The 11426-nt window shown below is 75.5% G+C and carries 15 protein-coding genes; 6 read left to right on the forward strand and 9 right to left on the reverse strand.

Going from position 1 to position 11426, the window contains the following annotated elements; translation table 11 throughout:
- Positions 1–162 precede the first annotated feature (162 nt).
- Positions 163–897, forward strand: a complete 735-nt coding sequence (locus RF647_RS17875; protein WP_368812892.1) for a GAF and ANTAR domain-containing protein — start codon at positions 163–165, stop codon at positions 895–897.
- A gap of 67 nt (positions 898–964) precedes the next feature.
- Here the strand turns inward: RF647_RS17875 and RF647_RS17880 are convergent, their stop codons facing one another.
- Positions 965–1774 carry an SDR family oxidoreductase gene (locus RF647_RS17880; RefSeq protein ID WP_368812893.1) on the reverse strand — a complete coding sequence of 270 codons (810 nt, stop codon included), beginning with the start codon at positions 1772–1774 and terminating at the stop codon, positions 965–967.
- Between the two features lie 173 nt (positions 1775–1947).
- Here RF647_RS17880 and RF647_RS17885 point away from each other — a divergent pair, with 173 nt between their 5' ends.
- Entirely contained in the window at positions 1948–2619 is a 672-nt protein-coding gene (locus RF647_RS17885) for a hypothetical protein (RefSeq protein ID WP_368812894.1), read from the forward strand.
- Between the two features lie 24 nt (positions 2620–2643).
- Here RF647_RS17885 and RF647_RS17890 read toward each other — a convergent pair whose 3' ends face one another.
- Positions 2644–3573, reverse strand: a complete 930-nt coding sequence (locus RF647_RS17890; RefSeq protein ID WP_368812895.1) for an NADP-dependent oxidoreductase — start codon at positions 3571–3573, stop codon at positions 2644–2646.
- A 173-nt stretch (positions 3574–3746) separates the two neighbouring features.
- On the opposite strand from RF647_RS17890, the gene RF647_RS17895 reads away from it, so the two are divergent.
- On the forward strand, positions 3747–4166 hold the full coding sequence (locus RF647_RS17895; RefSeq protein ID WP_035925887.1) for a VOC family protein: 420 nt from the start codon (positions 3747–3749) through the stop codon (positions 4164–4166).
- Positions 4167–4234: 68 nt separating this feature from the next.
- On the opposite strand, the gene RF647_RS17900 is transcribed toward RF647_RS17895, so the two are convergent.
- The 5 genes from RF647_RS17900 to moaC form a co-directional block, all read right to left on the reverse strand.
- Positions 4235–4693, reverse strand: coding sequence for an SRPBCC family protein (locus RF647_RS17900; RefSeq protein ID WP_133411381.1), 459 nt, complete (start codon positions 4691–4693; stop codon positions 4235–4237).
- A 210-nt stretch (positions 4694–4903) separates the two neighbouring features.
- On the reverse strand, positions 4904–6076 hold the full coding sequence (gene moeB / locus RF647_RS17905) for a molybdopterin-synthase adenylyltransferase MoeB (RefSeq protein ID WP_368812896.1): 1173 nt from the start codon (positions 6074–6076) through the stop codon (positions 4904–4906).
- A 5-nt stretch (positions 6077–6081) separates the two neighbouring features.
- Complete coding sequence (locus RF647_RS17910) at positions 6082–6534, reverse strand: molybdenum cofactor biosynthesis protein MoaE (RefSeq protein ID WP_368812897.1); 453 nt, start codon at positions 6532–6534, stop codon at positions 6082–6084.
- Complete coding sequence (locus tag RF647_RS17915) at positions 6531–7070, reverse strand: MogA/MoaB family molybdenum cofactor biosynthesis protein (protein ID WP_035925874.1); 540 nt, start codon at positions 7068–7070, stop codon at positions 6531–6533. Before RF647_RS17915 ends, RF647_RS17910 begins: the two co-directional genes overlap by 4 nt.
- A complete protein-coding gene (gene moaC, locus RF647_RS17920) occupies positions 7067–7564 on the reverse strand; it encodes a cyclic pyranopterin monophosphate synthase MoaC (protein WP_368812898.1) in 498 nt (165 codons plus the stop codon). The genes RF647_RS17915 and moaC overlap by 4 nt, the downstream gene beginning before the upstream one ends.
- A gap of 194 nt (positions 7565–7758) precedes the next feature.
- Here moaC and RF647_RS17925 point away from each other — a divergent pair, with 194 nt between their 5' ends.
- Both RF647_RS17925 and RF647_RS17930 read left to right on the forward strand, forming a co-directional pair.
- Positions 7759–8226 (forward strand): pyridoxamine 5'-phosphate oxidase family protein, encoded by a 468-nt coding sequence (locus RF647_RS17925; RefSeq protein WP_368812899.1) that lies wholly within the window; start codon positions 7759–7761, stop codon positions 8224–8226.
- Between the two features lie 53 nt (positions 8227–8279).
- The gene (locus tag RF647_RS17930; RefSeq protein ID WP_368812900.1) at positions 8280–9137 is read left to right on the forward strand and encodes an alpha/beta fold hydrolase; all 858 of its coding nucleotides are present in this window, start codon (positions 8280–8282) and stop codon (positions 9135–9137) included.
- 4 nt (positions 9138–9141) lie between these two features.
- On the opposite strand, the gene RF647_RS17935 is transcribed toward RF647_RS17930, so the two are convergent.
- Both RF647_RS17935 and glp read right to left on the reverse strand, forming a co-directional pair.
- Positions 9142–9528: a hypothetical protein gene (locus RF647_RS17935; RefSeq protein WP_368812901.1), complete on the reverse strand. Its 387-nt coding sequence runs from the start codon at positions 9526–9528 to the stop codon at positions 9142–9144.
- Positions 9529–9673: 145 nt separating this feature from the next.
- Positions 9674–10906 (reverse strand): gephyrin-like molybdotransferase Glp, encoded by a 1233-nt coding sequence (gene glp, locus RF647_RS17940; RefSeq protein WP_368812902.1) that lies wholly within the window; start codon positions 10904–10906, stop codon positions 9674–9676.
- 49 nt (positions 10907–10955) lie between these two features.
- Between glp and RF647_RS17945 the strand changes: the two genes are divergently transcribed.
- Positions 10956–11285, forward strand: a complete 330-nt coding sequence (locus RF647_RS17945; protein ID WP_368812903.1) for a biopolymer transporter Tol — start codon at positions 10956–10958, stop codon at positions 11283–11285.
- Positions 11286–11426 lie beyond the last annotated feature (141 nt).

The following is an 11426-nucleotide window of genomic DNA, read 5'->3' on the forward strand; positions in this document are numbered from 1 at the left end:
CTCTAAGCCCGCCCGGTCCCATCCCCCGTCCCGGTCGGCCCGGGGCCGGGGCCGACGGCCCGGGAACACGGCATGATGGACCCTGACACGTCGGAGACACCGCGACGGCACGGACCCCGGGCACCGGGACCGCGTGACTGCCGCGAGCACCGGAGGAGGACGATGACGGAGCACGAGACGGGCGGACCGCCCGGGGCGTCCCTGCACGAGCTGCTGCTCGAGAGCCAGGACATCGCGTCCTTCCTCGACGCCCTCTCGGGCCGCATCGCCCAGGCCCTGTCCACCGACGGGGACGAGGTGTGGTGCGCGGTCACCCTGCTCCGGCCGAAGCGGTCCTCCACCGTGGCCTCCTCCAGCCCCGCGGCCGAGGCCCTGGACGAGATCCAGTACCACTACGGTGACGGGCCGTGCCTCACGGCGTCCCGCGAGAACCGGCTGGTCCACGTCCCGGACACCCGTTCCGATCCCCGGTGGCCCGAGTACGGCCGGGCCGCCGCCGCCCACGGCATCCTCTCCGCCCTGGGGGTGCCCCTGGACCTCGCCGGCGAGGCCTCGGCGGCCCTGGACGTCTACGCCGACCGTCCGCACAAGTTCGACCGGGCGACGATCGAGGTCATCCAGCGCGAGGTGGCCTCCGCCTCCAGCGCGCTGCGCCTGGCCGTGCGGATGGAGAAGCACCGGGACGCCGAGGCGGACCTGAAGGCGGCCATGGCCTCGCGCACCACCATCGACCTCGCCGTGGGCATCGTCATGGGCCAGAACCGCTGCACCCAGGAGCAGGCCTTCGACATCCTCCGGTCCGCCTCCAGCCATCGCAACGTCAAGTTGCGCGACCTGGCCGCGGAGCTGGTCGCCACCGTCGGACAGGGCCCGGCCACCACCCACTTCGACCGCTGAGCACTCCTCCGGCGGGCACTGCTCCGCTCCCGCCGAGGGACCGTGGCCGCGTGCGGCGCGGGAGCGGCTACCCCTTCCGCCACTCGTCGCTCGTCAGGTGCGAGCCCGCCTGCGGTCCCATCTGCACCATGCCGCCGTCGACGACCCAGGACGCCCCGGTGACGTAGGCGGAGGCCGGGGACGCGAGGAACGCGATGACCGCGGCGACCTCGCGGGCGTCCCCGGGCCGGCCCAGCGGCACGCCGGGACGGTGGGCGGCCCGCGGGTTCTCGTCCTCCTGCCCCGTCATGGGGGTGGCGACCTCCCCCGGGGCCACCGAGTTCGCGGTGATCCCGTGCTCCCCCAGCTCGAGCGCGATGGTCTTCACGAGTCCGCCGAGGCCGTGCTTGGCGGCGTCGTAGGCGCTCGAGCCGACCCGGGGCACGTGCTCGTGGACGCTCGTGACGGCGATCAGCCGCCCGCCCCGCCCGGCGGCCACCAGGTGCCGCGCCGCCGCCTGGAGGCACACGAACGCGCCGTCGAGATCGGTGGCGAGCACCTTGCGCCACGTGCCCAGGGACGTCTCCAGGAACGGGACGTTCGCCCCCGTGCCCGAGGTGTGCACGAACACGTCCAGGCCGCCCAGCCGCTCCACGAGGCCGTCGACGACGGCACCGCAGCGCTCCAGCTCCGTGGTGTCCAGCCGCGCCACCACGGCCCGGCGGTCGTAGGACCGGACCTCCTCCGCCGTCCGCTCGGCACCCTCCTCGTCCCGGTGCCAGGTGATCCCCACGTCCATGCCGGCCGCCGCGAGCGCCACGGCGGTCGCACGCCCGATGCCGGAGTCGGAGCCGGTCACCACGGCCGTGCGGGGCTCGAAGTCGGGAGTGTGCTCCATGGTCGTGGCCTTCCCTCCGTGCAGAGCGCGGACCGCCGTGCGGGACGGCCCGGGGGCACCAGCCTATTCCCGGCGGTGACGTGGCGCACACCCCTCGGCCGGAGCCGTTGCGGACCGCGACCGAGGAGAGGAAGATCTTAAGCAAGCTGATGGTCGGAGACGAGGAGAGCGTCATGGCACACCAGGACCCGTCAGGATCGACCGTCCCGGAGGAGCCCCGGGAGCCCGGGAAGGACCGGCCGGGCGCCTCCACCCCGCGGGGGCGGCGGCAGGAGGTGGTCGCCGCGGAGAAGCGGGAGTTCGGGGGCGTGAAGTTCGGCTCCGCGTTCTTCGGCTGGATGACCGCCACGGGCATCGCCGTCCTGCTCACCGCCCTGCTCGGTGCGATCGGCGCGGGCGTGGGGGTGGCGACCAGCACGGACCCGGGCGAGATCGCGGAGCAGGTGGCGCAGGACGCCGGCACCGTGGGCCTCGTCAGCGGCATCGCCCTGGCCCTGGTCCTCTTCGTCGCCTACTTCGCCGGAGGCTACGTGGCCGGGCGGATGGCCCGGTTCGACGGCGCCAAGCAGGGGGTCGCCGTGTGGGTGTGGGCGGTCCTCATCGCGATCGTCCTGGCGGTCCTGGGCGCGGTGGCGGGCGAGCAGTTCAACGTGCTGCGCGAGCTCAACAGCTTCCCCCGCATCCCCATCGGCGAGGGCGCCCTGACCACGGGCGGCATCATAGCCCTGGTGGTCGCCGTCCTGATCCCGCTGCTCGCGGCGGTCCTCGGCGGCCTGGCCGGGATGCGCTTCCACCGGAAGGTGGACCAGGCCGGCATCGACCACCAGTACCGGTCCCACTTCTAGGACCGCTCCTGGGACCGGGGCGGGTCAGAACTCGAGGACGAGCCGTCCCCGCACGCCCCCGGCCTCGAGCCGGCGGTGCGCCTCGGCTGCGTCCGCGGCGGGCAGGACGGCGGCCACGCGCAGGGAGAGCACCCCCTCCTCCACGTACCGGCGCAGCCGGTCCAGCTTCTCGCCCGAGTGGTACTCCTGGGGCACGCTGATCCGGTGCACGGTGATCCCCCGGCCCGGGTCCCCCGTCCAGTGCCGCACGGTTGCGAACCCTCCGCCGTCCCGGACGGCAGGGGCCGCCTTCTCGTTCAGCACGGCGGCGTCCACGAGGGCGTCGACCCCGTCGGGGAAGAACTCCCGGATCCGCTCGGCGACGTCGTCCCCGCGCGCCACCACGTGGTCGGCGCCGAGGCTGTCGACGAGCTCCAGATCGTGCTCCGCGGCGTCCGCGATCACGGTGAGGCCCTCGTGCTTGGCGAGCTCCACCACGTAGTTGCCGAGGGTCCCGGCGGCCCCGGTGACGGCCAGGGTCTGCTCGGGCTGGAGGTCCAGCACCTCGAGGACCTGCAGGGCCGTGAGCCCGTTCATGGGCAGCGTGGCGGCCGTGGCGAAGTCCGTGTCCGCCGGGAGGTGGGCGATCGAGTCGTCGGGGGCGACCAGGAGCTCCGCGTAGGCGCCCCCGTGCTCCCCGCGCGGCAGGGCGATGGCCATGACCGCCTCCCCCACGCGCCAGGCGCTGCCCTCCCCCACCTCGTCGACGACCCCGGCCGCGTCCATCCCCGGCACGTACGGCGGCCGCAGGTGCTCCACGGGCTGACCGCCCGCGCGCAGCAGGGTGTCCGTGGGGCTGACGGCGACCGCCCTGACCCGGATCCGCACCTCTCCGGGGCCGGGGTGGGGGTCCGGCACCTCGTGGACGGCGAGGACCTCGGGCCCTCCGAACGTCTCGACTCCGATGACTCGCATGCCCGTTCCAACCCCGGGGCGCCCGCACCCATTCCGGCCCCGCACCGATGCCGTTCCGATGCCGTTCCGATGCCGTCCTGACATGCGGGTGAGGATCCCGTCACACCGTTGCGGCCCCGCCGGTCCGGGGCCATGCTGAGGGCGGGTCCCACCGCACCACGAAGGGGAGCACCATGGCACCGACAGACTTCATCACCCTTCCCGTCTCGGACCTGGAGAGATCGAAACGGTTCTACTCCTGTCTCGGCTGGCGCCTGCACCCCGCGTTCGAGGGCACCGGCGCCGGGACCGTCGAGATCCGCGAGGACGAGCACGTCATGGTCCTGAGCGAGGACCGCCACCTGCGCCTGGTGGGGCCCGGGACCCCCGGCACCCCGGCCGACGCCTCCGTCGTCAACGCGCTCAGCGTCGACTCCCCCGACGAGATCGACGTCATCGTCGACCGCGCCGTCCGCGCCGGCGGGACCGAGGGCGACGCCCAGGACTACGGCTTCCTGCGCTCGCGCTGCTTCCGGGACCCCGACGGCCACCAGTGGGAGATCCTGTGGGTCGATCCCGCGGCGGCCTCCGTCCGCGCCGCCCGCCGGCGGTGACCGCGGGCACGGAGGAGCCCGGTCACCACGGGTGACCGGGCTCCTGTCCGCCTCGGCGGCTCAGGTGCTCACTTCTCGGAGACGGCCGCCGCGAGCCGCTCGAGGGAGTGCTCCAGGGCGCCCTCCTCGAAGAGCGGGAAGGACACGGCCTTCCTGGCGTCCGGGGTCGCGTGCTCCCACGAGTAGGTCTCGGTGACCAGCGTAGCGCCGGGGCCCTGGGGCTCGAGCTCCCAGATCCACTCCCAGCCCTCCAGCTCGGCGCCCTGCGGCTTGGGCTTCCAGGCGAGGAGCTTGTTCTCGTCGTAGCCGGAGACGGTGTTCTCCATGACGTAGTCGCCGCCCATGTGCTCGCCGTTCATGTTCATCACGAACACCTGGCCGACCTTCTGGATGCGCTGGTCGTCGCCGGAGACGACCGTGCCGGAGCCGTCGATCTGCCGGTGGCGCGAGGGCAGGCTGAGGACGTCGAAGATGGCGTCGGCGGGGGCGTCGATGACGCGGCTGGCGGACAGGCTGTTCTCGGACACGGGTGGTTCCTCTCGTCGGCAACAGTACGGCCCCACCGTAGGCAGACGGGACCGGTCCCTGGCCAGGGCTGTCCGCTCCCCGCGTAGCCGGGCCCCGGCCCGTGCGCTCAGCTCGGCCCCGCGCCGACGCCCTGCGGCTCCGCTGCCAGTGCCGCAGGCAGCCGGGGTGCTCGACGCCGTGGACGGAGGCGGCCGCCCGGGCGGACCGGGTCAGTAGGGCTGCTGGGACGGGTCCACCTGCTCGATCCACGCCAGCACCCCGCCCTCGAGGTGCGCGACGTCGGTGCGGCCCGCGGCGCGCAGGAGGTGCAGGGCCCGCTCGGAGCGCGCCCCGGCCTTGCAGTGCAGCAGCACCCGGCGGCCCGGGGCGATCCGGGCGAGGGCCTCCCCGGACTCGAACCGGTCCAGCGGGAGCAGTCGTGCGCCCGGGATCGCCGCGAGCCGGGCCTCGTAGGGCTCCCGGACGTCGACGAGCTCGAAGTCTGCGGCGCCGCGCTCCCGGGCCGCCAGCAGCTCCGCGAGCTCGGGGGCCGTCACGGTGGGGACGCCTCCCGGCTGCGGGCCGGGCGCCGGGCAGGCGGGGGCGTTGTCGCCGGCCGCCGCCAGGGTGGTCACGGGCGCGCGGCCCGGCGTGGGCACCAGCGGGATCTCCCACCAGCGCGCCGAGAGGGCGTCGTAGGTGGCGACCCGGCCGAGCATCGTGGTGCCGATCCCGGTGACCAGCTTGACGGCCTCGACCGCCATGGCGGTGCCCAGCAGCCCCGGCAGCACGCCGAGCACCCCGGCCTCGGCGCAGCTGGGCACCGTTCCCGGCGCCGGGGGCACGGGGTAGAGGTCGCGGTAGGTGGGCCCGTGTGCGCCCCAGAACACCGAGTACTGGCCGTCGAAGCGCAGGATCGAGCCCCACACGTGCGGGACACCGGCCAGCTCGCACGCGTCGGAGACGAGGTAGCGGGTCTCGAAGTTGTCCGTGCCGTCCAGGACGAGGTCGTATCCGGCGAGGACCTCCTCCGCGCTGTCCGCGGTGAGCCGCTCGCGGTGCTCCACGACGCGCACCAGCGGGTTGAGGTCGGCGATCCGCGCGGCGGCCGAGGCGGTCTTGGGCGCCCCGAGGGTCCCCTCGCCGTGGATCACCTGGCGCTGCAGGTTGGAGGCGTCCACGTCGTCGTCGTCGACGACACCGAGGGTCCCGACGCCCGCGGCGGCGAGGTAGAGCAGGGCCGGGGAGCCGAGACCGCCCGCGCCCACGCACAGCACCCGGGCGTTCTTGAGCCGCCGCTGGCCCTCCTCGCCGATCTCGGGGACGATCAGGTGGCGGGCGTAGCGGCGCAGCTCGGCGTCGGTGAGCTCCGCGGCGGGCTCGACGAGCGGGGAGATGTCCACGGCGCTCAGGCGTCCAGTCCGACCCACTCGGTGGAGCCGTCCGCGAACCGCTGCTCCTTCCAGATGGGCACCTCGGTCTTGATCCGGTCCACGAGCGCGTCGCAGGCGGCGAACGCGAGCTTGCGGTGGGCGGCGGCCACGGCGGCCTCCAGGGCGGAATCCCCCACGCGCAGGTGGCCGACCCGGTGGGCGGCCCAGATCCGCACCCCGGGGAACTCCTCGGCGACCCGGCGGGCCACGTCCTGGACGGCCCGGTCCGCGCCGGGGTGGCAGGTGTAGTCGAGGCTGGTGACGGGGCGGCCGCCGTCGTGGTCGCGGATGACACCGCTGAAGGAGACCACGGCGCCGGTGCGCTCGTCCTGCACGGCCTGGACGGCCCGGGCGTGGTCCAGGGGCTCCTCGGTGACGAAGGCGCCGACCACGGCGGTCTCCGCCTGGATCGGTCCGGGTGTGCTCATCGGTCGGTCTCCTCGTGCGGTCGGGGGTCGTGGCGGGGGCCGTCGTGCCCGCGGTCGCGGTGGCCCTCGAGCTGGTCGCAGACGTGGTCGAGGATCGGCTCGAGGACCTTCAGCCCGTCCCAGACCCCGCCGGTGGAGCCGGGGAGGTTGACCACGAAGGTGGCGCCGCTGACCCCGGCGTGCCCGCGGCTGAGCACCGCCAGGGGGGTGGTCCTCCGGCCCTCCGCCCACAGTGCCTCCATGATGCCGGGCAGCTCGCGGTCGAGGAAGGGCCGGGTCATCTCGGGGGTGAGGTCGTCCGGGCCGAGGCCGGTCCCGCCGCTGGTGACGACCACCCGGGGGCGGTCCGCGGGGGCCCGGGTCACGAGCAGCCGCTCGAGCTCGGCGCGCACGTCCTCGCCGTCGGCCACCACGAACGGACCTTCGACCTCGAAGCCGTGGGAGCCGAACCAGTCGGCGGCGATCCGCCCGCTCCGGTCCTGGTAGACCCCGGCGGCGGCGCGGGTGGAGGCGACGATGACGGCGGCGCTCCTCATGCGGCGTCCCCGTCGGTCCGCGCCCAGTCCCCGGACTTGCCGCCGGACTTCGCGAGCACCCTGACCCGGTCGATCTCGGCGAGCCTGTCCACGGCCTTGATCATGTCGTAGAGGGTCAGGGCGGCCACCGAGGCCGCGGTCAGCGCCTCCATCTCCACGCCGGTCACCCCGCGCGTGCGCACCGTCGCGGTGATCCGCACGCCGTCCGCCAGCCGCTCGAAGTCCACGGTCACCTTGCTGATCGGCAGCGGGTGGCACAGCGGGACGAGCTCCGGGGTCCGCTTGGCCGCCATGATGCCGGCCACCCGGGCCACCGGCAGGGCGTCCCCCTTGGGGAGGTCCGCGGCGAAGACCTGCTCGACGACGTCGGGGCGGGTGCGCAGCGTGGCCGTCGCGGTGGCCTCGCGGGTGGTCGCGGCCTTGTCGGAGACGTCCACCATGTGCGCGGACCCGTCCGCCCGGACGTGTGTGAGGCTCTGCTGCTGCTCGGTCATGTCGGTTCGGTCCCCTTCGGCTCTCCCGGATGGTGCGTCCCTCCCATTCTGGCCCACCCCAGGACCGCCGCCGGCTCGGACCGGAACCGTGCGCCGGTCGCGTCATGCCCTAGCCCCTCGCCGGGCTCGGTGCCAGCTCGGCGGGACGCGACCACGATGCCGTGGCGCCACCCGCCCAGCCCGAGGAGCACAGCATGACGGACGAGCACTCCGGCGACCTCGAGGAGCTGGCGGTCAACAGCTGCTGGGACCTGCTCCGGGACGCGGGCGTCGGCCGCCTCGCCGTGTGGGTGGAGGACCACCCGGACATCCTCCCGATCAACTTCGTGGTGGACCACGGGACCCTCGTCCTCCGCTCGGCCGAGGGGACGAAGGTCGCCGGGGCCCTCACCGGCGTCCCCGTGGCGGTGGAGATCGACGGGTACGACGAGCCCGCCGGGAAGGCGTGGAGCGTGGTGGTCAAGGGCCGCGCCGAGCGCATCCAGCAGGTCCAGGAGCTCGCGGACACCCTCGACCTCCCGCTGTTCCCGTGGCAGGCGGGGCGCAAGGGCATCTTCGTCCGGGTCGTGCCGTCCCTCGTGACCGGTCGCCGGTTCCCGGTCGCGGACCCGGAGGTGTGGCGCCCCCCGCTGTCGGCGGTGCGGCGCTCCCCCGCCGAGTGAGCGCCCGGACGCCGCGGTCCCTGCCAGGACCGTGCCGAAGCTAGCCTGGCCGGATGGACCGACCGACCCTCCGCCCTCCCGGCGACCTCCGACCCGGCGCGCACCCCGACGTGCGCCTCGACGTGCGCGACGACGGGGCTCCGGACGGGGAGCCCGTCCTGCTGCTGCACGGCTTCCCGCAGGACGGCACGAGCTGGTCCGGGGTCGCGCCCGTGCTGCGGCGCGCCGGCCTGCGCACGCTGGTGCCCGATCAGCGCGGCTACTCCCCCGGCGCCAGGCCCCCGGGCCGCCGCGCCTACCGGCTCGAGCTGCTCGTCCAGGACGCCGTGGCGCTGCTGGACGCCGCCGGGCTGGAGCGCGCGCACGTCGTCGGCCACGACTGGGGCGGGATCGTGGCGTGGGCCCTCGCGGCCCACCGGCCGGAGCGGACGGCGTCCCTGACGGTGGCCTCGGTCCCGCACCCCCGGGCGCTCGCGCGCTCCCTGCCCCGCTCGCCGCAGGCGCTGCGCTCGGCCTACGTCGGGGCCTTCCAGCTGCCCCGGGTCCCGGAGGCGCTGCTCGCCCCGCGCCTCGAGCAGCTCCTGCGCCGCTCCGGTCTGCCCGCCGCGGAGGCCGCCCACTACGCGGTCCGGATGCGGGAGCCCGGCGCGCTCACCGGCGCCCTGAACTGGTACCGCGCCCTGCCGCTGTCCCGGCTGCGCACCGGACCGGTGGACGTGCCGACCACGTACGCGTGGGGCGCCCGGGACCCCGCCCTGGGCCGGCGGGCCGCGGAGCTCACGGCCGAGCACGTGCGGGGCCCCTACCGGTTCGTGGAGCTGGACGCCGGCCACTGGCTGCCGGAGACCCGGGCCGAGGAGCTGGCGGGACTGGTGCTCGAGCGCGTCGGCGGGGCCGCGAACACTCCGTAGCGGCTCAGCCCCGCGGGGAGGGTCCCTCGGACGGCGCGTCCTCGCGCCGGCGCCGGGGGGTCCCCGCGATGCGCAGCGCGGCCTGGACCGCCAGCAGCGCGAACGCCGCGTAGTAGATCCCCACGGAGGGGTAGAGCTGGGGGACGGTGCCGTTCCAGCCCACCAGGGTGAGCACGAACAGGACGCCGCCGAGCACGAGCAGCCCGAGGTGCGCGGTGCCGAAGGCACCGCGCTCGCCGCGGCGGGCGAGGAAGATCGCCAGGACGGCGAAGAAGATCGGGAAGAGCATCTGACCCACCACGGTGATGCCGTTCTGGTGGTACTCGTAGCGGCCGAGCGCCTGGATCACGGCGGTGGCGGCGAGGAGCAGCGAGGCGAGCAGGGACGTCATGGGGACCTGTTCTGTGCGATCGTCCGGGCGGGGCGCGGACCAGTCTAGCGAGCGGCGGGGACACCGCCGCGACGCCCCGGACCCGGCTGGAGCCGTCCCGGCGGTGGTGCGGTCCTGCGGTTCCGCGGGCCGGGCGCGCACCGGATCAGTCGAGCAGCACCAGCTCCACCGGGGTACCCGCCGGCAGCTCGGCCCCGCCCGCCGGCACGAGTGCGAGGGCGTTGGCCCGGGCCGCGGCGGCCAGCAGGTGGGAGCCGGGCCCGCCCGCCATCCGCACCGTGGTGCCGTCCCAGACGGCTCGGCGCGCCTGGGTCCGCCCGGGCAGCGGCCGGACGGCCTCCGCGAGGGGCCCTGTGCGCCGGGCCCGCGGCGCCGGGGCCCCCACGGTCTCGGTCAGGGCGGGGCGGAGGAACATCTCGAAGGACACGAGGGTGCTGACGGGGTTGCCGGGGAGGCAGACGAAGGGCACGCCGCCCGGCGCCGCGAGGCCCTGCGGTCCCCCGGGCTGCATGGCGACGTGCACGAACTCGCCGTGGGGCGCGAGCACCTGCCGGACGACCTCGTAGGCGCCCTCGCTGACCCCGCCGGAGGAGACGAAGAAGTCGGGCCTCCGCGCGGTGTCCTCCGCCAGGCGTGCCGCGAAGGCGCCGGCGTCGTCGGAGACCAGGTGGGCGCCGACCACCTCCACGCCCGCCTCCGCGAGCTGGGCGCGCAGGATCGCCGCGTTCGCGTCGAAGATCTGGGCCGGGCCGCGTGCGGCGCCGGGCGCCACGACCTCGTCGCCCGTCGTGTACAGCACGGCCCGGGGGCGGGCGCGCACGGTCAGCTCCGCGCACCCCAGCGCGGCCGCGAGCCCGATCCGGGCGGGGGTGAGCCGCTGCCCCGCGACCAGCGCCGTGTCCCCGGCGACGACGTCCTCGCCCGCGCGGCGGACGAACCTCCCGGCCGGCTGGCCCGCCGGGAGCCGCAGGCGCGTCCCCGGGGCCGGGAAGCCCCCCGGCAGCGACTCCTCGACGGGCACCACGGCGTCCGCACCGGACGGCAGGGGCGCGCCGGTCATGACGGGGGCCGCCTCCCCGGGACCGAGCGGGCCGGGGACGTGGCCGGCGGGCACGGGGGCGACGACGACGAACGGGGTGCGCCCGTCCTCCCCGGGCGCCGTCCGGCTGTCGGCGGCGCGGATCGCGAAACCGTCCATCTGGGAGTTGTCGAAGGGCTGCAGGCTCAGGGGCGCCACGAGGTCCTCGGCCAGGACCCGGCCCGCCGCGGCCGCCAGCGGCACGGTCTCCGTCCGGGCGCGGACGCCACGCAGGGCCTCCGTGACCGCGCGGCGGTGCTCGTCGACGCTGCGGACCGGGTGCTGCGCGTGCCTGCTCATCCCTCCAGCGTAGGTGCCGGGGCGCGTCCGTCCTGGCAGGATCGGGGCCATGATGCGACGGGATGTGGAGCACACGCCGGACGGCCGGTGGATCGTGGTGGACGGTCGGCGGTGGCGCCGCCAGGACCCCGGGCTGCCCGAGGACGTCGCGGCCCGGCTGAAGTCCCACCTGGGCCGGGCCCGGGCGGCCGTCCGCACGGTGCGGCGGGACGGCACGGAGGAGGAGCTGCGGGCTGTGCGGGACCGCGTGGGGATCGCCAAGCTGGGCCTCGGTGAGCGCGGCACGCCGTGGTGGGAGCAGTCGCCCGCCGAGCGGGAGGCCCGGTGGACGGATGCTCTCGCGCGGCTGGACGAGCAGGCCCCGCCGGAGCCGGCGTGACGCCGTACGGCGCCCGGGGCGTTCTCGGCATGCTGGGGACTGATTACACTGGGCGGACCATTCCGGCACGCCGAGCACCGTGCGGGCCGGAGACGACCACCGAGGCGGTGACATGAGTGTTTCCCTGGGACTGCCGCGGCT

The sequence above is a fragment of the Kocuria sp. CPCC 205263 genome (genome assembly GCF_040981075.1).
GTDB classification, from domain to species: Bacteria; Actinomycetota; Actinomycetes; order Actinomycetales; family Micrococcaceae; genus Kocuria; species Kocuria rosea.